Origin of the sequence: Prolixibacter sp. SD074 (assembly GCF_009617895.1) — a bacterium.
Classification (GTDB): Bacteria; Bacteroidota; Bacteroidia; order Bacteroidales; family Prolixibacteraceae; genus Prolixibacter.
The window spans coordinates 3941306-3963877 of record NZ_BLAW01000001.1 but is presented as its reverse complement, the minus strand read 5'-3'; the positions used below and the strand labels follow the sequence as shown (position 1 = coordinate 3963877).

Here is a 22572-nt window from a genome sequence, read left to right as displayed (position 1 = left end):
CGGTGTAACCGTTTCCGGTATTACCGTAAAGCAATCACCCGAATGGCTTCAGAACAGGTTGCGCCTGATTGGGTTGAATCCCATCAATAATATTGTCGATATTACCAACTATGTATTATTTGAAACCGGCCAGCCTTTGCATGCTTTCGATGCCGCTGAAATTGCCGGCAACAAAGTCATTGTCAAAACACTTACTGCCGGGACCAAATTTGTTACGCTCGACGAAGAGGAACGCGAACTCGATGCCAACGACCTGATGATTTGCAACGAATCGGAAGGCATGTGTATTGGTGGTGTTTTCGGTGGTATCAAAATCAGGTGTTAAAGATTCAACCACGGCCATCTTCCTGGAAAGTGCTTACTTCAATCCGGTTTATATTCGGAAAACGGCCCGTCGTCACGGACTGAATACCGATGCTTCGTTCCGTTTCGAGCGGGGTGTCGACCCGAACAATGTTATTTATGCACTGAAACGGGCAGCGTTGTTAATTAAAGAACTGGCCGGCGGAACCATCTCTTCTGACATAGTGGATGTGGTAGCCGACCAATCTGTTATGGAATATTTCCCGGTAACGGTATCGTACCGTCATATCAACCGCCTTATCGGGAAAGAGATTCCGGCTGAAACCGTAAAAAGCATCCTCACTGCGCTGGAGATAAAAATTCTAGCAAACACGCCGGATAATCTCGATTTGCTTGTTCCGCCGTACCGCGTGGACGTGCGCCGGGAAGCCGATATTATCGAAGAAGTTTTGCGGTGTACGGCTACAACAATGTGGAACCGGACGGAGCCGTGAAATCAACGATTCAGCATGCTGAGTTTCCCGATAAGGTAAAACTTCAGAATTTGCTTTCGGAAATGCTGACGGCAAACGGATTCAATGAGATCATGTCGAATTCGCTGACCAAAGTCGGTTATTATGAAGAACTTGACAGTTTCAAAGCCGACCATACGGTTCAGCTTTACAATCCGCTAAGTTCGGATCTGAACGGCATGCGCCAAACATTGATTTTTGGCGGGATGGAAGCCGTTGCCCGGAATACCAACTACCGGAATCCGGATTTGAAACTGTATGAATTCGGGAATGTATACACTTTTAAAGGGAATAAGTCGCCCAACAAACCGGTGAAGAATTTTGCCGAAGAAGAGCATATTGGCTTGTGGATTACCGGCAAAAATGAATCGGAAAACTGGACTACGCAAAGCCGCCCGACCACTTTCTTCACGTTGAAAGCCTTCGTGGAAAATATTTTAACCCGATTAGGCCTGGATGTATTGCAGTCTCAGGTTGACACCGTTGATTCAGACTTGCTCTCTTCCGGTTTGGAATACAAATTCAACAATCAGTTGGTGGCACAAATCGGCTATGTAAGTTCGAAGGTCAAGAAATTGACTGATGTGGAAGCCGATGTCTTCTATGGTGATTTAAACTGGACGGCCATCCTGAAGCTTTTGGATAAAGATGGTGTTTCTTATACGCCGCTGCCCAAATATCCGGAAGTACGACGCGACCTCGCGCTGTTACTCAACAAGGATGTAAAATTCGGCAGTGTAAAAGAAATTGCATACAAAACAGAACGAAAACTGCTGCGCAATGTTAGCATTTTTGACGTTTACGAAGGGAAAAATATTCCGGAAGGAAAGAAGTCATACGCAGTAAGTTTCTTCCTGCGCGATGAGGAAAAAACGTTAAAAGACAAGCAGATTGACAAAGTGATGAAGAAGTTATTGAGCGCGTTCGAACGCGAACTGAATGCTCAATTACGATAAACATCATGATTAAAATAATTCGGGCCAATTCGGGATGTTCGGGATGGCCCCTTCTTGATTCAAACGCTGATGACACCCAACACAACCAAAGGTGTTTTACTGGCCATGACAACCGCCTTCTTATGGGGATTTCTGGCCATTGCCCTGAAAGTAGCCTCAACCATGGTTGACTCGTACACCATTGTCTGGTTTCGTTTTACCGTCGCGTTTCTGGCATTGTTTCTCCTTCTTTCTGTTCCGGAAACGGGAAATGTTGCGCATTCTTATCAAACCGCCTTTTATTCTGGTGGTCGCAGCTCTTGCCCTTGGATGGAACTATCTTGGGTTTATGCAGGGAGTTAGTTACACTCGCCGGGAAATGCGCAGGTTATCATCAGCTGGGCCCCGTTTTGCTTGCAGTCGCCGGTTATCATTATCTACAAGGAAAAACTCTCCCGAAGGCAAATCATCGGTTTTTGTTGTCGCGTCAGTAGGTTTTTACTTTCTACCGTCAGCAACTAATTACCATGCTGGGTAAGGAAGCTGATTTCAATACCGGGTGTACTCTGGATTGTTTCGGGTGCGGTTGCCTGGAGCATCTATGCTGTTTTTCAGAAAAAGCTGGTGCAAAACTCACCATGCCCAGACAATGAACATGTTTATCTATGGTTTACCGGCGCTTCTTTTCATGCCGGCAGCAAACTTCGATTCACCTGGCAACCCTCCACGCCCGGTTGGTGGATTCTTTTTGTTTTCCTTGCTGCCAATACACTAATCGCTTATGGAACGCTTGGGCCGCCTTCAAATATATCGAAGCGAATAAGATCAGCATTATTGTTGCATGAATCCCGTCATTACCTTATACCATGGCTATTTTATCGGAACGACACGTTTCCTGGATTCCTCCCGAAAACATTTCTCCGCCAAGGTTATCGGCTGCCATTCTTGTGCTTACCGGAGCCGTATTGGTTGGTCAAGCGAAAGCGTAAAAAAGATTGATGGCAATTTGTGAAGTTTAGCTGGGCTAATTTTTTATATTTTTTGCCAACCTAAACAAAACGAACTTATGAATCTTAGCTTTGCCAAACGAAACCGGGTCATGCTCGCACTCATGCCCGGTATTTCCTTTTTTCCTGTCAACATGATGATTCGAAGGTAATGACCGTGACCGGCGAAATCCCTGCTTCTCAAATGGGTGTTACGCTTTCGCATGAACACATATTGGTTGATTTTATCGGGGCCGACCGTATCAGTCCCGATCGGTACAATCGTGAAGAAGTGGTGAAACGGGTCCTTCCCTACCTTGAGGCGCTAAAACAATACAACGTAAATACGTTTGTCGATGGAACTCCTCAGTTTTTAGGCCGGTGACCCTGAATTATTAAAAGAGGCTATCGGAAAAAAACCGGCATGAATCTCATCACCAATACCGGCTGGTATGCTGCGGGGAATTACAAATATTTACCTCAGGAAGCCTTTGATTTGAGTGCCGAAGAAATTGCCGCACAATGGATTGACGAGGCGAAAAACGGTATCGGGAATACCGGCATCAAACCCGGATTTATTAAAATTGGTGTCAACGTGCCCATGACCAAGGTAGACGTTAAATTGGTGAAGGCGGCTTGTATTACGCACCTGGCCACCGGATTGACCATTATGTCGCACACCGGTTTGGCGGGACCGGCATTTTCGCAGTTAAAAATTTTGAATGAATACGGCGTTGCCCCGTCTGCTTTATCTGGACACACGCCATGATTGAGCCTAAGATGGATAAAATCCTTACAGCTTGCCGACATGGGAACCTGGGTCGCTTTTGACAATCTAACTCCCGAGTATAAAATGGTCAGTCGGATGCTGGATCTGCTCAAATACTTTAAAGCGGCAAGACGGCTTGACCGTGTACTGATATCGCAGGATGCTGGCTGGTATTCACCCCGAGAACCTAATGGTGGAGACTTCAGAGATTATTCTACCATTTCGATACCTTAATGATCTTGCTTTACAAAAACAGGTTTTTACCAAAGATGAAATCGATCAAATCCTGGTAACCAATGCAGAGAACGCCTTCGCTATTCGGGTACGTAAGCTGCAAAAACAAGCAGACAAGACTTCTAAATAACATTTCCCCCGGTTGACTGTTCCGATTTTTGTAACTTCGTTTAGAAACAAAAAAGGGAATATCGCATGACAAATATTCGGGTTATCAAAGGAGACATCACACAATTGAAAGTTGATGCGATTGTGAATGCTGCCAATAATTCATTGTTGGGTGGCGGTGGCGTTGACGGAGCCATTCACCGGGCTGCCGGTCCGGAACTGCTTGATGAATGCCGTACATTAAACGGATGTGCCACGGGCGATGCAAAAATCACGAAAGGTTATCGCTTACCGGCTAAGCATGTCATTCATACCGTTGGTCCGGTTTGGTCGGGAGGTAGTTACAAAGAGCGGGAATTACTCGCCTCATGTTACCGGCGCAGCCTGGAAATTGCAGCTGAGCACAAATTGAAATCCATCGCGTTCCCCAACATCAGCACGGGCGTTTATCATTTCCCGAAAGGGGAAGCAGCCCGCATTGCTGTGGCCGAAGTGAAACAGTTTGGTAGAAAATTCTCTTTTACCTGATGAAATTATTTTCTGCTGTTTCGACGATGAAAATTTTTCACTTTACCAGGAAGTTTACATTAATCAATCCAACCATCTTTTATCTCTTTTTGCTATTTTGGCCTCCATGAAAATCACCATGAAACCGGTAGCCAGCCCCGGTGCAATCGAAACGGTTGCCCGGCTGGCAGAAGAAATCTGGAACGAACATTATGTCCCCATCATCGGGCAGGAACAAGTCGATTACATGGTAGCCAAATACCAATCGGTTCCGGCCATTTCCAATCAAATTGAAAACGAAAGTTATATTTATTTTCTGATTTTTGCTGAAGCGAAAGTCGTTGGTTATGTGGGAATGCAAATCAGGGAACAGGAGTTATTTCTGAGCAAATACTACGTACACCGCTCACAGCGTGGAAAAGGCTACGGAAAGCAAGCGCTGGATTTCATCCGTCAATATGCCCGTGAAAGGGGATTGAAGGGTATTTCCCTTACGGTGAATAAGTTTAACTCGAACAGCATTGCCGCCTACGAAAAGATGGGATTCCTCAATCTCGGGCCAACCGTCGCCGACATTGGCAACGGCTTCATCATGGATGACTACAAGATGCGACTTCCACTGAACTAATTCCGGGAAACCGGCTTACATAAACAATTCGGCCAGACTTCCATAATAATCTTCTTCCCAACCGCTTTTCATATTATCGAAGGCTCCCTCAGGAATGTTGGTCTGGTGAACTTCCATACTTGTTCCCCCCTTATCGGGATGCAGTTTAATGGTGACAACCGAATCCTCATCTTCTCCAAAATGCCATTTCTGTACGATGCGCATGTCCTGCTCAAATTCCACATTCTCACCCGAAATGGCTCCATCCCACAAGCTAAAGCGCGAGCCCGGTTCGGTACTCATAACAGCCGGTTCACCCGTCCAAATCTCAAGCATAACCGGATTAACCAATGCATTGTATACATCGGCAGGCTTTCAGCTTAAAATACTTCTTCAATTCTTTCATCGGGAACTTCTTTTAGCGGTCTTATACCGGCCAAAAATAACGAGAATATCCGGTGTAAGTAATTTATCAGGCTCAATATAGCGCAAACTTTCTATTTTTGTCCATCGATTACTAAGCGATGTTTATATTATGATAACGAAAATACGTAATTACGCCAACCTCGTAAAATTCGAACACACTATTTTTGCCTTGCCTTTGCGCTTATCGGCTTTACGCTGGCCATTACCCAAACAACATCTGTTTTTCGCTGGGAAGAGTTGATCGCTGTTTTGCTTTGCATGGTTTTTGCCCGGAACACCGCCATGGGCTTCAACCGGTATCTCGATCGTGAAATTGATGCGGAAAATCCACGCACAGCCAAACGTGAAATTCCTGCCGGTATCGTTAGGCCTCGCAATGCTGCTGTATTTGTTACCATCAATGCCATTCTGTTTATTGCCACCACATGGTTTATCAACCAGCTGGTATTTTTCCTGTCGCCAATTGCCCTGATCGTAGTGATGGGGTACAGTTACATGAAGCGCGTCACGCCGCTTTGCCATTTTGTATTGAGCGCCGGACTGGCATTGGCCCCCATTGGCGCCTATCTGGCCGTAACCGGAAAATTCGCATTGGTTCCCATCCTTTTCTCGTTTATTGTTTTTTTCTGGGTCAGCGGTTTCGATATCATTTATGCTTCGCAGGATGTAGTGTTCGACCGTGAAAAAGGGTTGAACAGTGTTCCGGTTTTACTTGGCGTGAAGAAAGCATTAAGGTTCTCAGCATTCATTCATGTACTGGCAGCCATCATGGTAGTATGGGCCGGTATTGATTTGCATGCCAACTGGTTGTATTGGACAGGGGCTGCCATTTTCGTTGGATTGCTTACTTATCAGCAAAGCATTGTGAAACACGACGACCTGAGTAAAGTGGGACTGGCTTTTGGAACCACCAACGGTGTGGCCAGTGTTATCTTCGCCGTTTTTGTGATTACCTCACTTTACATTTAATTATAGTGGCGACACACTTAAAGTACTTCAACAGAATCAAACGAACCGCTCCGAAATTCGCGAAATGCCCGGCCTGCTATCATGAATTGTTTGCTTAAAACTCGTACGTAAACCCGACAGTAAAAAGCTCCTGAAACTGCCATTTGGGCTTTTTGCCGATTTGGTTTCCGGCATTATCATATACCGGGAATTTGGTATTATCATCGTAAATCAGGTGCGTCATAATCCGGGTATTGATGGAACGGGTCACCTTCAGGACCAGTGTTTGCTCCCAATCGAAATTGAACTTGGTAAACGGGTAACGGTAGTTGACAAATATCTGCCCTGCTGTTTCATAGTGAATATTCTCAATAATGTCCTTCTTGAAAGTTGTTTTTACAATGAAACCCGGTTCCCACAACTTCTTTTGTCCGGCTTTTAGTCCATAGTTTGTCGGGTCGATCAGTGCAGTATCATTCATATATGTTGTTTTGGACGTAAGCGGAGAAATAAACAACGAGAAATCGGCGTTGGGTTTGTAATCCAGACCAATTGAGAACGTTACGTATCCCGGAGCCATGAAGGCCGATATAGGTTTCTGGTGATCGGGATCGGAATATCCCCGCGTCATCTGTGTTTTAAAATCGAAATCGCCAGAATAATACCAACGATTGAATGCTGAATATCCCAGACGGGATTGGAATTCAATCTTATCGTCGTTTTTCTGCAAGCCCTTCGTATCGGTCCGGTTCATCCCGTAACGGAGTTCCAGATCATTTTCCCATTTAATCTTCTTCTTTGAATAATTGACATGGTACTTGGCAACGCCCAATGCAGCCAGCGAACTTTCACCTCCCTTGGCCCAGTTTTTCAACGTTGTTTGTGTGAAGCCCAACGTGCCGTCACCGCCCATTTCCCAGGGCGACAACTTCGGTGTAATAGTGTTCATAGCCAGCAAGTTGTCTCCAGGTTCTTCCCGCTTGATTTTTATTTCCCGCCGGTCTGTGGTTGTAAAGCGTTGGATTTGCACTCCATCATCAATGATGATGTTCACCTTCCCCTTTCCGCTATTATTCACGATAACCCCCAACGAATCGTTCTGTACATTCTTCAGGTAAAACCGAATGGGTGGCATAGGCCGGTTTGCTGTCCACATCGACTTCTTCTCGCCGGCAAGGTTTGTAAAACTTAGTTTCACCGAATCGGCTGCTGCATATTTTGTCAGGTACCGAAGCGCCATACGAAGTGAATCATTCGCCGATGCTACTGCTCCATCATTGTAATAAGATAACTTGTCGTAATTACTTTGTTCCACTTTTTCCCGGTAGGCCTGAGCTGCTGAATCAATAAACTGCTGAATATACCCCGAACGGTATTGTGCAATAACCGAATCGCGGTAGCTGGTTAAAACCGAACCGTTATACCGCAACCGGCACGACTCAACGACGCTGATACGAATAGAATCAAAGGCCGCCGGTGAAATTGAATCGGCAGCACCAAGGCTGGCAAAATGTTGCTTGAGGCAACGCCGAAAGGCTGCCGGCATTTGTTCCAATGAGTCACTCAGCAATCGCTGTGGATCCATTGCCGGAATCAGTCGAACTTCCTTCTCTATATTTTCAAGAAGCGACTCGGGGACTTCAATCATACTGTTTTTTAGGCTATCCGCCCATTGTTTCTTCAACGATTTGACCTGATCGTCGACTTGATTGGAAGTAATATAACCGGGAACATTTTCCGGATGACGAATATCCTGAGGCCGCCGATCGTAGATAAAAACTACGCCATAATCGGATAATAGCTTTTGCATTTCGACCACCGATGTATCGATGGGCTGATTTTCGGCATAATTTAATACACCTTTAATGGCCTTCTGATATGTACGATCGGTAAGGTACCACTCATTTCCCGAATACATGATCCGGTTCAGATAATTCACACTCCACGCTAACGTATCCTTCGGATTTTCCAGCTGGTCACGATGTTGATCCTTTTTCACAGAAGCAGAACCTTGTGTATTAGCCCATGCAGGACCGGCCAACATCGCGATACATGCCAGCATCAAGACCGGAAATATTCTTGACATAATTACTTCCCCTGGTTTGGTTCAACACAAAAATAGTTATTCAAAGCAGATTTATAAAAAGATTTAAAATCATTCCTTCGAACTTTATGTACATCCATTTTCGTGCCATTTTATTGCTAAAACCAAATAAAACGTTCATAATAGTTATCATTTTGAATTATTATATACAAAAATGAGGGTGTCCGAAAAGTATCACTGCAAAATTTGAAACTTACAAACGGTAACCGGCCTTCTGTTTTACCCCTCGGATGGACATCGGGACTCCACTAAAGGGGCGGCTTAAAGTCCCCCTTTAGTCCTCGAGAATTCGGGGTCGGGGTGAACAAATTAAACTGTATTTACAATTTGATAGTTTTGAAAATGCTCTTTGGAATTTTCGGACACCCTCTTAAACCACGCCTTGGGAGTCGTCCCACAGCTTGCCGAACCGAAAGGAGGGTTTTCAAGTTGTCGAATGGCTTCGCTGAAGAAAAGTGAAGGCTTAAGCATTTGTTAATTGCTTCGCTGGTTAAAAAGTGAAGGTTTAGGCATTTGTTAATTGCTTCTCTAGCCAAAAAGTGAAGGTTTAAGCATTTACTAATTGCTCCGCTGGCAATAAAGAGGGCGTTTAAGCATTTACTAATTGCTTTGCTGGCAAAAAGTGGAGATTTTAGCACTTGTTAATGGCATCGCCCACAAAAACTTCATCAGTGGCCTTAAGGATGTCATCCCTGGAAGCGCTACAACGGACGTTCTTTGTTGATTGGCGAAATGTGCGCCTACGGTTGGCATGGACAATCTAACCCGGGGTTGGAACCATATCAACCCTTCAGGCTTTATGGCGACGAAGGGAGTCCGAAACATATGAAGGTGTTAACTTTTATGCTGTTTTCCGGTAACGCATCACCGCCAGGGAGAACATGACGACGCCGTATCCTAACATGGAAAGGAATTCATATTTCAGGTCAAAGAACCCGGAGCCTTTCAGTACCACATTACGGATAACTTTCATCATGTAATACAACGGATTCAGGTGATCGAGCCACTGAGCCCATTTCGGCATACTTCCCACCGGCGTGAACAGGCCGCTCATCAGAATAAAGACGAGCAGGAAGAAGTAACTTACAAAAAATACCTGTTGTTGTGTATCAGAAACCACCGATATCAATAATCCCAGTCCCATCACGCCAAGTAAAAAGACGGTGACCGTTAGAGTTTGGCCGGTTGCTTACGCTGGATTCCTGGTTAGCGCCTGTTTGATGAAAGCACTGACCATCTTGCGCCTTTTATTCAGATATTCATCATATTTCTCCCTGTCACCCTGAAAAAAAATTGTCTGAAACAACGGCCGTGCAGCAAAAGGCATGATAATCATCCCAATCAGGTTGGGAATCAAATCTGCGGCTTGAATCGGATTGATATTTCCGGCTTCGACTTCTTTGTCGATTACTCTTTGCAAAAAATTTGGGTCGATTCCACTATTCTGGAGAATTCTTACAAATTTCTCCGGATCGCGATTAATTTCGCCAATTAAGAACTGAGGCAAAAACGGATTGCCGCCAATTACGGTAACATACCGGTCAACAATACGATCAATCTTATCCAGCAGAGGGCCTTCTTCCTTAAAAATCAAATTTTTACCGAATGATTTTTTTTTCGGTTCAGATAATTGAGAAGTAAAAGGGAACTGCCCGTGATAATCATTCCGGCAATGGAAAGAACATCGGGATGCTCATCAGGCAGTAAAATCCAGGCGAAAATGGCTCCAAAAACCGGGATAATGAATTTCCACATGTTTAGATCCGAAACTTTTACACCCGGACGTTTTAAAAGTGTAAACCAGATGGAGAAAGCAGCGGCCGAAAGAAAACTGAGCCATGCCAACGCGGCATAATATTCGAAAGGCTTGGCCGAAAAATGAAGCCCTTCAATGGGAATGGAAAACAGGAAAAGCATTACACCGCCTACAATCATACTGGCCGAACTGAGCACCAGCGGCGGCACTTTGTCTTTATCCTTGGCTACAATAATATTGGTAAAACCGGAATTAATATTGGTCAGTACCAATAACGCAATGCCGACCAGTATCAGCTTCCCTTCTCCGGAAAGGCTGCCCTTTTCCAGGCTAACCAAAACCACACCGGTCAATCCCAGCAGAATAACGCCTGCCTTTTTCAAACTCATTTTGTCATCGGGCATAGTAAAATGAGCCACAACGGCGACAAACACAGGCCCCGAACCTACTACGATAGCGCCAAGTGCTCCCGGAACCATTGAAATTCCGGTGTAAAACAGAGAGTAATGCACAAAGGTCTGCAGCAGCGTTATAATGAATACCACCTTCCAGTTTTTCAGAATAATGCGGAAATAATCCCTCCGTTGGGAGCAAAACGGTAGAATAATCAAGCCGGAGATGAAGAACCGGATTCCGGCAAACTGAAGGGGCGTCGTATAGGGTAAGCCAATTTTGATTCCGACAAAAGCCGATGCCCATAACAGGCAAGCTAAAATGGCCAGGAAAATCGTACTGCTGAGTTTGGTCCGCATGAATCAGGTATCAATTGTTAAAAGAGGTGCAAAACTATGCCTAAAATTCTTATCAGCCAAAGAAACAATTATTACCAGGAAAATGATTCATCATAATTTCATGAACCCAATGAAGCCAAGTTTTTATAAATAACTCCGGAGCAACCGAACTGCTTGACCATAGTAACTGCTTCCAAAAAGGTTTAGATGGTTCATCACGTGATAGAGCAGGTAAATATTCTCGCGGTATTCATAGCCATCAGGCAATGGATTTTCTTCGCGGTAAGCCGAATAAAACTCAGATGAAAAACCGCCAAACAGTTTTGTCATGGCCAAATCAGCTTCACGGTGACCATAATACACCGCCGGATCAATGATAACCGGCTCACCATTTTCATCGCTCATGTAGTTTCCACTCCATAAATCGCCGTGTAACAAGGTTGGAGGTTCTTCACTTCCCTCTAGGATATCTTCAATCTTTTCTTCCAGCTTGCGGAAACCGGAGCGTAGTTTTTCATCAGCATAGCCGTTACGTTCAGCTAACTGAAATTGAAACAGCAAGCGCTTATTCATATAAAATGAAGTCCAATTGGTTGCCTCATCTCCTACCGGGATATTTACTTGGGGCGTAGCTCCAATGAAATTGTCTTCATAAAAACCAAACTGTTCAGCCTGGTAACGGTGCATCCGGGCAAATCGCCGGCCAAAATCCTCGAAGAAATTTCTTTTTCTTCCACCTTGCGGGATAAATTCCAGCAAAAGAAAATCATCTTCTTGTAACAAAACTTTAGGAACACGAATGGCATTTGCTTTAGCCAGCTCTTTTAAACCGTTAGCTTCGTTTCGAAACATGGAATTATGGAAACCAGACTTCATGAAAAATGAACGGCCAGCCCCGGTAGTAATCCGCCGGGCATTGGCAATGCACCCTCCGCCGATGGATTGTGTCCGAATAATTTTTTCGCCGGTACAGGCTTCAATTCGTGTAATTATATCCTGTTCACTTCCCATACTGAATGTGCTTTAGTAAACCATTGCAAGCATCTTCAAGCAGATCCAAAACCAATTCAAATCCTTCTTCCCCGCCGTAATACGGATCGGGGACCGATGTGTAGCCAAACTCCTCAAGGAAGTCGGTCATTTTGTATATTTTCTTTCGATCGGATTCATTTCGCGCCAACGATTGCAGATCGCGGATATTCTGATCATCCATACCGATAATCATATCGAATCGATCAAAATCTACGTCCGGATTCACTGGTCGCGAAATGCTGGCCAGATTGTAGCCACGTCTGATAGCATGCGATTGCATTCGTTGGTCAGCCGGTTCGCCTTCGTGGTAACCCATAATGCCCGCCGAATCGCAAGCGATTTCATTTTCCAGATTTCCCTTTTCAATGTAAGCATTCATCACTGCCTCGGCACTGGGTGACCGGCAAATATTTCCCAAACAAACAAATAGGATCTGCTTCTTCATACAAATTAAATTTCAACCCGAATATCGCAAGTTTTTTCAGGCCTCGCAACCGGGATGAGTTGTCTTCTCTGTTTCTTGTTTCCAAAAATGCCTTAATTTTGCTGCCGAAAAAATCATGGCCATGAAGAAAATTTTCTTATCGATTTTGCTTATCGCCGGCACATTCGGCTTTGCCAATGCACAGATTAATCACCAACATGCATTGGGCTTACGCTTAGGCAATAACGCAAACTTTGGAACCGAAATCAGTTACCAATACACCCTCACCCCAATGACCCGATTGGAAGCGGATCTGGGCGTTCGTTCCGGAAACAGCTGGAATAGCTGGGCTCTTACCGGTGTTCACCAATGGGTTTGGCACATCGATGGCGGTTTCAATTGGTATGCCGGTGCAGGTGCCGGAATTGGTTCATGGAGTTACCGGACTAATTATACCGACTACGGCGACAGCGGGTTATTCCTGACTATTGCCGGAACAGCCGGAATTGAATACAACTTTGAAATTCCGCTGCAGGTGGCCATCGATACCCGTCCTCAACTGGGATTCATCAATCCGCAAGGAGACAACCTCAACCTCGATCTGGCACTTTCGGTTCGTTACTGTTTTTAATCCCATCTTTGCTATTGCAGAGATAATATCATCCACACAAATGTTGAGGGTGTCCGAAAAGTCCAAAGAGCATTTTCAGGACTATCAGATTGTAAGTACAGCTTAAGTTATTTACCCCTATCCGCGACGTACATCGGGAGGAGGGGTAAATCCAAGCGCTGATTCATCTTCAAATTGACAAATCCATATTTAAAAGTTGGGTGCGAATCGGTTTACCTGCCGGGAAGATGGCGGGGAAAGGCCGTTTTCCAACACAAAGATTTTTCGGTTAATCGGTCAATTCCAAAACCTGCTGTAAAACAGTAAAAAGTATCCGTTACCGTAAACGAAATCGATAAATCTGCTCCACAACATAATTATAAAACATCCTTATTTCTTCATAATACCTATTTTTATTCCGAAACTGGAAAGAATTTATTGGCCTAACCTGCCATTTCGTTTCAAATAATCAAAAAATCAATACAGGGAGATTTTGCCCTGATCAAACCAATAATAAATAAAGCGTCTGTTATGATTCATTCCGTTTTCTGGCTGATTCCAGCCGCCTCTCTATTTGCCCTTTTATTTGCCTGGATATTCTTTAAGAACATGATGTCCAACCCGGAAGGGACTCCTAAAATGATTGAAATTGCCCAACATGTGCGTGAAGGGGCCATGGCTTATCTCGCCCGACAATACACGGTGGTAGCTAAGGTTTTCATTGTGCTGGTGATCCTGCTTGGGATACTTGCTTACCTTGGGGTTCAAAACCCGTTCGTCCCGGTAGCTTTCCTGACAGGAGGATTTTTCTCCGGACTGTCCGGTTTTCTGGGAATGCGGACGGCAACTTATGCCTCTGCCCGGACAGCCCACGGAGTTTCTGAGTCGCTGAATAAGGGATTAAAAATCGCCTTCCGTAGCGGAGCTGTGATGGGCCTTGTCGTAGTCGGTTTTGGCCTCCTCGACATTTCTATCTGGTACTTTATCCTCGATAATTTGGTTTACACTACTGCACACATGCAGGAAGGCGTTTCCTGGATAGGCCTGACATTTGTCCAAGCAGGAACCAGTGAACATGAAAAACTAATTGAAATTACTGCTACCATGCTGACCTTTGGCATGGGGGCTTCAACCCAGGCATTGTTTGCCCGTGTGGGGGAGGTATTTTCACCAAGGCAGCCGACGTGGGCGCTGACCTGGTTGGTAAAGTGGAAGCCGGCATTCCGGAAGACGATCCTCGCAACCCGGCTACCATTGCTGATAACGTGGGTGATAATGTAGGTGATGTTGCCGGTATGGGAGCTGACCTGTACGAATCGTATTGCGGCTCCATTCTGGCAACAGCTGCACTGGGCGCTGCCCTCCCCGGCCTGACCGGAGCTGACCAGACCAAAGCTGTTATTGCCCCGATGATTGTTGCTGCAGTGGGAATTATTCTCTCCGTAGCCGGAATCTTCCTGGTAAGAGCAAAAGAATCAGCGACACAAAAGAACCTTCTAAATGCTTTACTGCTGGGAACAGGAGGTAGCTCTGCTATGATTCTTGTCGTACTGGCGTTAATGGCTCAATTTGACTGGATAAGTTGGGGAGTTTTCGGCTCGGTCGTAGCCGGCCTGTTGGCTGGTGTTATTATTGGCCAGGGAACCGAATACTTCACATCCGACGAGTATAAACCAACCAAAGGTATTGCGAAACAAGGTCTGCAGGGACCAGCAACTACCATCATCGAAGGAATGGCTGTCGGGATGTTTTCCACATGGATTCCAGTGTTAACCATTGTGCTGGGGATTATTGCAGCCTACGGTTTTAGCGGTGGATTCCATGACTTTGCCACCGGTGTTTACGGTATCGGGTTTGCTGCAGTGGGTATGCTCTCAACCCTGGGAATCACCCTTGCCACTGATGCGTTTGGCCCCATTGCCGATAACGCTGGTGGAAACGCCGAAATGGCGAAACTGGCTCCTGAAGTCCGGCAACGGACCGATGCACTGGATATGCTTGGAAATACAACTGCCGCTACCGGTAAAGGCTTCGCCATTGGTTCAGCTGCACTGACAGCATTGGCCCTATTAGTAGCCTATATGGAAGAAATCAAACTATGGCTGGGAAAACTGGCCGGTGATGGTTTCAAAGAAGTTGGTAACGTATTGTTTTATAACGATCACGCTCCCGTTGTTACTGCCGGGAAAAAAGCTGTTGCAATAGCCACAGCCAATATCCAGGATTTTGTGGATGCTTATAGTCTAACGCTGTTCAATCCTCTTCTTTTAGGTGGATTGTTCATTGGAGCCATGATGGCATTTGTTTTCAGCGCTATGACCATGAAGGCCGTTGGTCGTTCTGCCGGAGCTATGGTCGACGAAGTACGTCGTCAATTCCGCGAAATTCCGGGTATTATGGAAGGAACAGGAAAGCCGGATTATGCCCGCTGCGTTGAAATCTCGACAAAAGGAGCACAACGAGAGATGATTCTGCCCTCACTACTGGCTATTTTTGTACCCGTAGCTGTTGGACTCATATTTGGAGTAGCCGGAGTTATCGGTCTTTTAGCCGGTGGACTGACTACCGGTTTTACATTGGCCAGTATGTTGAATAATGCAGGTGGTGCTTGGGATAACGCGAAAAAGTACATCGAAAAAGGTAACTATGGCGGAAAAGGCAGTGATGCCCATAAAGCCGGAGTTGTTGGCGATACGGTTGGTGATCCGTTCAAGGATACTTCCGGTCCGTCATTGAATATTCTGATAAAATTGATGACGATGGCGTCCATTGTCATGGCTGGTGTTACAGTTGCTTATCACATATTCTAATCCAATTTAGAAGATAGTTAAAAGGAGGTGGCCGAAATGGTCACCTCTTTTTTTGTTAAAATGCAATTATTCTATAACTTTCTAAGGAGAAATGAACCCCATCAATCATTTATTAAAAACGACTAAAAAACAACGGTGCCAACCAACCCGCGTTGAACGAATTGAAGATTTAACTTGTTACATATAAATAATACTAAATTAAATAAAACATGGCGGATCTCAAAACAACGTACATGGGGGTGCAACTGAAAAACCCCATCATTCTTGGAGCCAGCAGCATTGTTGATAAGCTCGAAACGGTAAAAAAAATTGAACGGGCCGGAGTCGGCGCCATTGTTTACCGCTCACTCTTCGAAGAACAGATTCATCTCGAAGAAGCCCAGTTGGATGACATGCTCGGGGAATATGATGAAAGGAATGCCGAAATGGTCGATATTTTTCCGAACATCAAACATGCAGGCGCCAAAGAACACCTTTACCAGTTAAAGAAAACAGTAGATGCCATTGATGTCCCTGTTTTTGCCAGCCTAAACGCCATTTACGATTCGACGTGGATAGAATATGCCAAACAACTGGAAGAAACAGGTGTCGCTGGTGTGGAACTAAACTTTTACAGTGTTCCGGTTGAGTTAGAGAAGACCGGTGCAAGCATTGAAGAACACCAGTTGTCCATCCTGAGAAAGGTTAAAAAAGCGGTGAAAATTCCGGTTAGCGTGAAGATTTCCTCGTTCTACAGCAATCCATTAAACTTTGTGCAGCAGTTGGATAAAGCCAAAACCGATGCCGTGGTTCTTTTCAACCGTTTCTTCCAGCCGGAAATTAATATTGAGACCGAAGAGTTCTATTACCCCTTCGATCTGACCCACGAAAAAGATTATCAGGTTACCCTACGTTTCGCCGGCCTGCTCTACGGACAAATTAAAGGCGATATTTGTGCCAGCCGCGGGATTTCCGATGGAAAAGACCTTATTAAAATGTTATTGGCAGGTGCCACAACGGTACAGGTGGTTAGTACCATATTCCGGAACAAAGCCGGATACGTAACCAAAATGCTTGATACCCTCGAACAATGGATGGACGAAAAAGGCTATAAAACCGTAGATGAGTTCCGTGGAAAGCTGGCCATGAAAAACCTGAAGGAACCATACGCTTATAAGCGGGCTCAATATGTCGACATTCTCATGAATTCGACTGAGATAATAAAAAAATATCCAATGATTTAATCCACCAATTTTAACCCGGCACACGCCGGGTTTTTTATTCCCCCTCCTTTACCTTCCTTCGATTCATTTTTCCTGCACCCACCCCCTTGTTTAGAACTGATTAAAATCAGTGTATTAGCATGTAAAAGTTTATCAAAATCATGTATTAACGAATTCCTCTTTCCTATTTTTACCGCAGGAAAACCAAACCTTAAAAGCCAACTATGGAGCTTGCCCATATCGTTGAGATAGTTAACGGCAGAGTCATCTGCGGAGAAGAGAAACTCAGGCGAACCGTCAAGTATGGCTTCAGCTCGGATTTAATGAGTGATGTTTTGACCATTAACATCGAAAAATTGCTGTTGATGACCGGTCTCACAAATCCCCAGACCATCCGCACAGCCGAAATGGCGGATATCGAATTTATCCTGTTTGTCAGGAATAAAAAAATCACCTCGGATATGATAAAACTAGCCAGTCAGAATGATATCGTACTCATTACTACCGGGTACTCACTCTTTCGGACTTCCGGCCTATTATATAATGCAGGTTTAAAACCGGTGTACTGATGAAACTGAATTTTCAGGTGGAAGGAGGCAACTTTGCCAAAGCAGGGGCAGCATCCAGCGAAGTGAAAAAGATGCTAAAACAATTGGGGGTTCCGCCAATGGTTATCCGACGCATTGTGGTTGCTTTGTATGAAGCAGAGGTGAATATTGTGGCCCATGCCCAGCAGGGTGCCATCAGCGTTGACCTGCATCACGACAAAGTGGAAATCAGGCTGCGTGACAAAGGACCGGGTATTCAGGATATCTCCCGGGCCATGCAGGAAGGTTTTTCGACAGCTTCCGAGGAAGTGCGCGCCATGGGATTCGGCGCCGGAATGGGATTACCAAACATCAAAAAAAACGCAGATAAGCTGCATATTGAAAGTCAGGTCGGCGAAGGGACCACGGTGTACATTACGAACTATTTTGCCGAACCATGAATCATTCGAACCAACCAGAACTACACCACGCCATTAAAATCGACCCGGATAAATGCCGGGCGTGCACGCATTGTTTGCAGGTGTGCCCCACCGAAGCCATACGGATTCGGAACGGGAAGGCAACCATCATTCCGGGGCGGTGCGTCGATTGCGGCGAGTGTCACCGGGCTTGTCCATACCAGGCATTTTACGTGGAACAGGATGACCTTTCGCGCATATTCGACTACAAATACCGCGTAGCGCTCTTCCCGGCCGTTTTGGTAAGCCAGTTTCCTGAAAATATTTCGGAAGAACAGATATATGGTGTCCTGAAGCAAATTGGGTTTACCCACATTTGCGAAGTGGAGCAGCCCATCTCGGTACTCATCGATTCCATCAAAGATTTTGCACAGAATGAATACGACAACGAAAGTCCCATCATTTCCTCATTCTGTCCGGCAACAGTCCGCCTGATTCAGGTGAAATACCCGGCGCTAACTGAGCATCTGGTTTTGCGCAATGCACCACATGATTTGGCGGCCTGGTATGTGAGAATGCGATTGGCAGAAGAAGGTATCGATCCCTCAGATGCCGGCATTTTCTATATCACACCCTGTGCCGCCAAAATTGCAGCAGTGAAAAGTCCCGTGGGTGAGAAAAAATCGATTGTTGACGGCATTATCAACATGAGCGAAATTTACAACCGGGTAATGTCTAAAGCAACAGGCGCGAATGGTGCTTTTCACTCCTGCGATTGCCGCAATGAGATCTCCCGCGAAGGGATTCTCTGGAGTCTTCCGGAAGGAGAAAAAGCTGCTTTCGAAGGTAAGTCCCTCTCGGTTGATGGGATGCACAATGTCATCCGGATTCTGGAACGGCTGGAAGATGGTGAGCTCCCCGATATCGATTTTCTGGAACTCCGGGCATGTGAAGAAGGTTGTGCCGGCGGTATCATGATGACCGGGAACCGTTTCCTTACGGCCGACCGTCAGCACAAACGTGCCAAAACATTCCCCAAAGCGCAATCATTTACCGGAATGGAAGAGCTTGCCGAGAAAATTCGCATTACCCCGGTTCAGCCTCGGCCAATGGTTCATTTGGATACCAATATAGAAAAGGCTTTCGAAAAAATGCAAAAGGCCCGTTCCATCATGTGCCACCTGCCGGGAATCGATTGCGGCGCCTGTGGTGCCCCATCCTGTTTGGCACTGGCCGAAGATATGGTCCGGCACGAAGCCCGGATGACCGACTGCATTTACGTCCAGCAGTTGTGGCAAAAGGAAGGGAAAATATCAGCTGATAAAGCTTTCCGTAATTTGGAGAAAAAATGGGGAGCAAATCGTTTCGACGTGGATTGCTCGAAACACGGTGCGAAGAATGATAACGGCCCTGGGCCAATGAACGAAGAAGATGCCGACTTGTACTAGTTTTTATTGCAGAGTAAGATATGAGCTGATGCGACAGGATGCCGCAGAAAGAAGGAATCAAACCAAAAATAACCTGGATAGAATGAACGTAAAAGATGTACAACAAGCCCTCGGACTAAAAATCTTTGGTGGAGAGAAAGGACTTAGTCGGGAAGTAACCGATGGATACGTTTCCGACCTGCTGAGCGATGCCATGGGCAACGCCACGGAAGGAATGGCCTGGATGACACTGCAAACCCATTTGAATGTAGTGGCCATTGCATCGTTGAAAGATTTGGCTGCTGTTATTCTGGTCAATGGAAACCTGCCGGAAAAAGATACGCTGGCGAAAGCCAATGAAGAAAATATTCCGGTACTCGGAACAAAACTGAGCACGTTCGAAATCGCCGGAAAATTGTTTCAACTTTTAAATTCCTGAGCCATGAAATCCTACCGGGCCGACCTGCATATTCATTCTCTTCTTTCGCCTTGCGGAAGTCTGAACATGAGTCCGGCCCGGATTATCTGTGAAGCAAAGGAAAAAAAGATTGACATCATCGCGGTAGCCGACCATAACTCGACACGACAGGCCGGATTAATAAAAAAGCTGGGACAGGAAGCCGGGATTACAGTATTGACCGGCGCCGAAGTAAATACACGAGAAGAAGTGCATTGCCTTTGCCTTTTCGGCGATGATGAGGCAACCCGGGCTTTTCAGAAATTCCTCGATGCTCGTTTGCCCGATGAGGAGAACGATGTAGTCATTTTCGGCGACCAGGTGGTCGTGGATGAAAAAGAACACATTGTTTACACCGAAGACCGTTTGCTTATTTCTGCTCTTCATGCCGGTATCAGCGAAGTTGAAGAAGTTGTTCATAAGCTAAACGGCCTGTTTATTCCGGCCCATATCGATCGCCCATACAGCGGCATTCTCGACCGGTTGGGATTCATCCCTGAAAATTTGCAATGCGACGCGTTGGAAATTTCGTATCGGATATCGGAATCAGAAATTTGCCAAAAACTACCTGAATTGTGTGGAAAATATTTTCTCCATTCATCGGATGCACACTACCCGAAAGATATCGGACGAGCCACCACTACGTTCGAACTGGAGGAAAATTCATTTGAGGCCATTCAGTCTTATTTGAAAAGTAAGCAAAAACAGCAAGAATGAAGGAGCTCTCGCTACATATTCTCGATATCGTCCAGAACTCGATTCGTGCCCAATCGACCCGAATCGAAATCACCATTGAGGACTATGCGCAAAAAAATGAGTTCCGGATTCTCATCTGTGACAACGGGAAAGGAATGGCGCCGGAAGAGATGGATAAAGCACTTGATCCATTCTACACATCACGCACGACGCGAAAAGTAGGACTCGGACTCCCTCTCCTAAAACAAAATGCAAAGCAAACCGGCGGAAAACTGGTACTCAGTTCATCGGTAGGAAACGGTTGCCGGGTAGAGGCGGTGCTGGTAAATAACCATATCGATCGCCAACCATTAGGCGACATTGCTGAAACGCTTGTCCAACTGTTTGCCTCCAATCCAACCATCCGATTCAAATTTAATTATCTCACCGACAAAGGGGAATTTAACATCGATACGGACGAAGTAAAACAGATACTGGAAGATGTTCCGATAACCAATAACAAAGTAAGAGAATTCTTAATCAATCATATTAGAGAAAACCTGAAAACCATTCAGGATTATAACCAATAGATCAATTATGAGCAAAATCAAATCGTTAGAAGAGCTGCGTAAATTACGTGAAGAGGTGCAAACCCGGATGAAGCTTCGCGAAAACAGCGACAAATCAGAGGATCTCGTGCGCATCAAGGTAGCCATGGCAACCTGCGGAATCGCTTCCGGCGCCCGCGAAACCATGCGCGTGCTGATTGAGCAACTCGATCAACGGGGGGTCGATGCTGTCGTTACGCAAACCGGATGTATGGGTTATTGCTACGCCGAACCGACAGTGGAAGTTACCCTTCCGGGGAAAGAACCCATGGTGTTTGGCGAAGTGAAAGAAGCACGCGCCCGGGAAATTATCGACAAATATGTCGTAAATCACGAATTAATCGACGGCATTATTCCGATCAATCATCAATCAATTTAAACGTTAATCGCTTTTCCAAAAACCTTGTTATGACAGATTACAGAATGAACATCCTGGTATGTGGCGGAACAGGCTGCCGCTCATCCGAAGGCGCCACCCTTTACGATGAGCTGGTCTCGCTTCTCGCGGATAAAGGCCTCGAAAAAGAGATCCAGGTCGTTTCCACCGGTTGTTTCGGATTTTGTGAAAAAGGCCCGGTGGTAAAAATACTGCCCGACAATACCTTCTATGTTCAGGTACAGGCTGCCGATGCCCGGGAAATTATCGAGGAACACGTTATTAAAGGACGAAAAGTAGAACACTTACTTTACGTGGCTCCCGAAAGCGGGAAAAAAGTGCCCGATTCCAAGCACATGGATTTCTATAAAAAGCAGGTCCGAATCGCCCTCCGGAATTGTGGCTTTATCAATCCCGAGAACATCGACGAATACCTGGCCCGCGACGGTTATGCCGCCATAGCTACCTGCCTCGGCGAAATGACGCCGGAACAGGTGATTAAAGAGATTAAAAAATCAGGACTGCGCGGGCGTGGTGGTGCCGGGTTCCCTACCGGGACGAAATGGGAGCTAACCCGCAAAAGTGACCCAGGCCAGAAATATGTGGTTTGTAACGCAGACGAAGGTGACCCCGGCGCTTTCATGGACCGTTCCATTCTCGAAGGCGATCCACATTCAGTTATCGAAGCGATGGCCATTTGCGGCTACTGCATTGGTGCCGATAAAGGTCTGGTTTACATCCGCGCCGAATATCCGCTGGCCATCAAACGCCTGAAGATTGCATTGGATCAGGCACTAAATTACGGACTGCTTGGCGAAAATATCCTGAATACCGGTTTTAATTTCGATATCGAACTTCGTTACGGAGCCGGAGCATTTGTTTGTGGTGAAGAAACCGCCCTCATACACTCCATGGAAGGAAAACGAGGCGAACCGACCTTCAAACCGCCGTTCCCGGCAGAAAAAGGATATCTCGGCAAACCGACCAACGTAAACAACGTGGAGACCTATGCAAACATCCCTCCTATTATTAATAAATTGACCATCTCCCGAAAAATGGATTGATCAAGCCCTACAATC

The 22572-nt window shown here is 45.7% G+C and carries 22 protein-coding genes and 4 pseudogenes; 19 read left to right on the top strand and 7 right to left on the bottom strand.

Going from position 1 to position 22572, the window contains the following annotated elements:
- The 7 genes and pseudogenes from GJU82_RS17745 to GJU82_RS17085 form a co-directional block, all read left to right on the top strand.
- The coding region (locus GJU82_RS17745; RefSeq protein ID WP_255474006.1) for a phenylalanine--tRNA ligase beta subunit-related protein at nucleotides 1–325 on the top strand (325 nt) is incomplete at its 5' end.
- On the top strand, nucleotides 303–797 hold the full coding sequence (locus tag GJU82_RS17740; RefSeq protein ID WP_194831095.1) for a phenylalanine--tRNA ligase beta subunit-related protein: 495 nt from the start codon (nucleotides 303–305) through the stop codon (nucleotides 795–797). The genes GJU82_RS17745 and GJU82_RS17740, both read left to right, overlap by 23 nt.
- Complete coding sequence (locus tag GJU82_RS17110) at nucleotides 758–1771, top strand: hypothetical protein (protein ID WP_194831094.1); 1014 nt, start codon at nucleotides 758–760, stop codon at nucleotides 1769–1771. Before GJU82_RS17740 ends, GJU82_RS17110 begins: the two co-directional genes overlap by 40 nt.
- A 69-nt stretch (nucleotides 1772–1840) precedes the next feature.
- On the top strand, nucleotides 1841–2113 hold the full coding sequence (locus GJU82_RS17105; protein ID WP_153633243.1) for an EamA family transporter: 273 nt from the start codon (nucleotides 1841–1843) through the stop codon (nucleotides 2111–2113).
- Nucleotides 2114–2908: 795 nt separating this feature from the next.
- Nucleotides 2909–3505, top strand: a pseudogene (locus GJU82_RS17590) (hypothetical protein).
- Nucleotides 3506–3934: 429 nt separating this feature from the next.
- A complete protein-coding gene (locus GJU82_RS17090) occupies nucleotides 3935–4375 on the top strand; it encodes an O-acetyl-ADP-ribose deacetylase (protein WP_153633240.1) in 441 nt (146 codons plus the stop codon).
- A complete protein-coding gene (locus GJU82_RS17085; RefSeq protein WP_228488750.1) occupies nucleotides 4350–4982 on the top strand; it encodes a GNAT family N-acetyltransferase in 633 nt (210 codons plus the stop codon). Before GJU82_RS17090 ends, GJU82_RS17085 begins: the two co-directional genes overlap by 26 nt.
- Nucleotides 4983–4997: 15 nt before the next feature.
- Here the strand turns inward: GJU82_RS17085 and GJU82_RS17080 are convergent.
- Nucleotides 4998–5321 (bottom strand): annotated as a pseudogene (locus GJU82_RS17080) (SRPBCC domain-containing protein); the annotation flags it as partial.
- A gap of 213 nt (nucleotides 5322–5534) precedes the next feature.
- On the opposite strand from GJU82_RS17080, the gene GJU82_RS17075 reads away from it, so the two are divergent.
- Nucleotides 5535–6356, top strand: a complete 822-nt coding sequence (locus GJU82_RS17075; protein WP_153633239.1) for a UbiA-like polyprenyltransferase — start codon at nucleotides 5535–5537, stop codon at nucleotides 6354–6356.
- Nucleotides 6357–6450: 94 nt separating this feature from the next.
- On the opposite strand, the gene GJU82_RS17070 is transcribed toward GJU82_RS17075, so the two are convergent.
- The 6 genes and pseudogenes from GJU82_RS17070 to GJU82_RS17045 form a co-directional block, all read right to left on the bottom strand.
- Entirely contained in the window at nucleotides 6451–8421 is a 1971-nt protein-coding gene (locus tag GJU82_RS17070; RefSeq protein ID WP_153630303.1) for a DUF3078 domain-containing protein, read from the bottom strand.
- 859 nt (nucleotides 8422–9280) lie between these two features.
- Nucleotides 9281–9601, bottom strand: a pseudogene (locus tag GJU82_RS17065) (ABC transporter permease); the annotation flags it as partial.
- A 27-nt stretch (nucleotides 9602–9628) separates the two neighbouring features.
- A complete protein-coding gene (locus tag GJU82_RS17060; RefSeq protein ID WP_153630301.1) occupies nucleotides 9629–10033 on the bottom strand; it encodes a hypothetical protein in 405 nt (134 codons plus the stop codon).
- Entirely contained in the window at nucleotides 10030–10947 is a 918-nt protein-coding gene (locus GJU82_RS17055; protein WP_153630300.1) for a DMT family transporter, read from the bottom strand. Before GJU82_RS17055 ends, GJU82_RS17060 begins: the two co-directional genes overlap by 4 nt.
- A 123-nt stretch (nucleotides 10948–11070) precedes the next feature.
- Nucleotides 11071–11937, bottom strand: coding sequence for a fructosamine kinase family protein (locus GJU82_RS17050; protein ID WP_153630299.1), 867 nt, complete (start codon nucleotides 11935–11937; stop codon nucleotides 11071–11073).
- Nucleotides 11927–12403, bottom strand: a complete 477-nt coding sequence (locus GJU82_RS17045) for a low molecular weight protein-tyrosine-phosphatase (RefSeq protein ID WP_153630298.1) — start codon at nucleotides 12401–12403, stop codon at nucleotides 11927–11929. The genes GJU82_RS17050 and GJU82_RS17045 overlap by 11 nt, the downstream gene beginning before the upstream one ends.
- Before the next feature lie 121 nt (nucleotides 12404–12524).
- On the opposite strand from GJU82_RS17045, the gene GJU82_RS17040 reads away from it, so the two are divergent.
- The 11 genes and pseudogenes from GJU82_RS17040 to GJU82_RS16990 all read left to right on the top strand — a co-directional run bounded on the left by GJU82_RS17040 (nucleotide 12525) and on the right by GJU82_RS16990 (nucleotide 22557).
- Nucleotides 12525–13013 carry an outer membrane protein gene (locus GJU82_RS17040; RefSeq protein WP_153630297.1) on the top strand — a complete coding sequence of 163 codons (489 nt, stop codon included), beginning with the start codon at nucleotides 12525–12527 and terminating at the stop codon, nucleotides 13011–13013.
- A 510-nt stretch (nucleotides 13014–13523) separates the two neighbouring features.
- A pseudogene (locus tag GJU82_RS17035) lies at nucleotides 13524–15802 on the top strand (sodium-translocating pyrophosphatase).
- 209 nt (nucleotides 15803–16011) lie between these two features.
- The gene (locus GJU82_RS17030) at nucleotides 16012–17025 is read left to right on the top strand and encodes a dihydroorotate dehydrogenase-like protein (RefSeq protein WP_153630295.1); all 1014 of its coding nucleotides are present in this window, start codon (nucleotides 16012–16014) and stop codon (nucleotides 17023–17025) included.
- A gap of 203 nt (nucleotides 17026–17228) precedes the next feature.
- Entirely contained in the window at nucleotides 17229–17573 is a 345-nt protein-coding gene (locus tag GJU82_RS17025; protein ID WP_153630294.1) for a hypothetical protein, read from the top strand.
- Complete coding sequence (locus GJU82_RS17020; RefSeq protein ID WP_153633238.1) at nucleotides 17573–17992, top strand: ATP-binding protein; 420 nt, start codon at nucleotides 17573–17575, stop codon at nucleotides 17990–17992. The genes GJU82_RS17025 and GJU82_RS17020 overlap by 1 nt, the downstream gene beginning before the upstream one ends.
- Entirely contained in the window at nucleotides 17989–19398 is a 1410-nt protein-coding gene (locus tag GJU82_RS17015) for a [Fe-Fe] hydrogenase large subunit C-terminal domain-containing protein (protein WP_153633237.1), read from the top strand. The genes GJU82_RS17020 and GJU82_RS17015 overlap by 4 nt, the downstream gene beginning before the upstream one ends.
- Before the next feature lie 82 nt (nucleotides 19399–19480).
- Nucleotides 19481–19816 (top strand): DRTGG domain-containing protein, encoded by a 336-nt coding sequence (locus GJU82_RS17010; RefSeq protein ID WP_153633236.1) that lies wholly within the window; start codon nucleotides 19481–19483, stop codon nucleotides 19814–19816.
- A gap of 3 nt (nucleotides 19817–19819) precedes the next feature.
- Complete coding sequence (locus tag GJU82_RS17005) at nucleotides 19820–20551, top strand: PHP domain-containing protein (protein ID WP_153633235.1); 732 nt, start codon at nucleotides 19820–19822, stop codon at nucleotides 20549–20551.
- Nucleotides 20548–21099, top strand: coding sequence for an ATP-binding protein (locus GJU82_RS17000; RefSeq protein ID WP_153633234.1), 552 nt, complete (start codon nucleotides 20548–20550; stop codon nucleotides 21097–21099). The genes GJU82_RS17005 and GJU82_RS17000 overlap by 4 nt, the downstream gene beginning before the upstream one ends.
- A 7-nt stretch (nucleotides 21100–21106) precedes the next feature.
- Nucleotides 21107–21496, top strand: coding sequence for a ferredoxin (locus GJU82_RS16995; protein ID WP_153633233.1), 390 nt, complete (start codon nucleotides 21107–21109; stop codon nucleotides 21494–21496).
- A 29-nt stretch (nucleotides 21497–21525) separates the two neighbouring features.
- A complete protein-coding gene (locus GJU82_RS16990; RefSeq protein ID WP_153633232.1) occupies nucleotides 21526–22557 on the top strand; it encodes an NAD(P)H-dependent oxidoreductase subunit E in 1032 nt (343 codons plus the stop codon).
- Nucleotides 22558–22572: the final 15 nt, after the last annotated feature.

Bases quoted from the DNA above. Each gene is read 5' to 3' on its own strand.
- GJU82_RS17105 (WP_153633243.1), top strand. From the start codon at position 1,841: ATGACACCCAACACAACCAAAGGTGTTTTACTGGCCATGACAACCGCC.
- GJU82_RS17090 (WP_153633240.1), top strand. From the start codon at position 3,935: ATGACAAATATTCGGGTTATCAAAGGAGACATCACACAATTGAAAGTT.
- GJU82_RS17070 (WP_153630303.1), bottom strand. From the start codon at position 8,421: ATGTCAAGAATATTTCCGGTCTTGATGCTGGCATGTATCGCGATGTTG.
- GJU82_RS17055 (WP_153630300.1), bottom strand. From the start codon at position 10,947: ATGCGGACCAAACTCAGCAGTACGATTTTCCTGGCCATTTTAGCTTGC.
- GJU82_RS17050 (WP_153630299.1), bottom strand. From the start codon at position 11,937: ATGGGAAGTGAACAGGATATAATTACACGAATTGAAGCCTGTACCGGC.
- GJU82_RS17045 (WP_153630298.1), bottom strand. From the start codon at position 12,403: ATGAAGAAGCAGATCCTATTTGTTTGTTTGGGAAATATTTGCCGGTCA.
- GJU82_RS17040 (WP_153630297.1), top strand. From the start codon at position 12,525: ATGAAGAAAATTTTCTTATCGATTTTGCTTATCGCCGGCACATTCGGC.
- GJU82_RS17030 (WP_153630295.1), top strand. From the start codon at position 16,012: ATGGCGGATCTCAAAACAACGTACATGGGGGTGCAACTGAAAAACCCC.
- GJU82_RS17025 (WP_153630294.1), top strand. From the start codon at position 17,229: ATGGAGCTTGCCCATATCGTTGAGATAGTTAACGGCAGAGTCATCTGC.
- GJU82_RS17020 (WP_153633238.1), top strand. From the start codon at position 17,573: ATGAAACTGAATTTTCAGGTGGAAGGAGGCAACTTTGCCAAAGCAGGG.
- GJU82_RS17015 (WP_153633237.1), top strand. From the start codon at position 17,989: ATGAATCATTCGAACCAACCAGAACTACACCACGCCATTAAAATCGAC.
- GJU82_RS17010 (WP_153633236.1), top strand. From the start codon at position 19,481: ATGAACGTAAAAGATGTACAACAAGCCCTCGGACTAAAAATCTTTGGT.
- GJU82_RS17005 (WP_153633235.1), top strand. From the start codon at position 19,820: ATGAAATCCTACCGGGCCGACCTGCATATTCATTCTCTTCTTTCGCCT.
- GJU82_RS17000 (WP_153633234.1), top strand. From the start codon at position 20,548: ATGAAGGAGCTCTCGCTACATATTCTCGATATCGTCCAGAACTCGATT.
- GJU82_RS16995 (WP_153633233.1), top strand. From the start codon at position 21,107: ATGAGCAAAATCAAATCGTTAGAAGAGCTGCGTAAATTACGTGAAGAG.
- GJU82_RS16990 (WP_153633232.1), top strand. From the start codon at position 21,526: ATGACAGATTACAGAATGAACATCCTGGTATGTGGCGGAACAGGCTGC.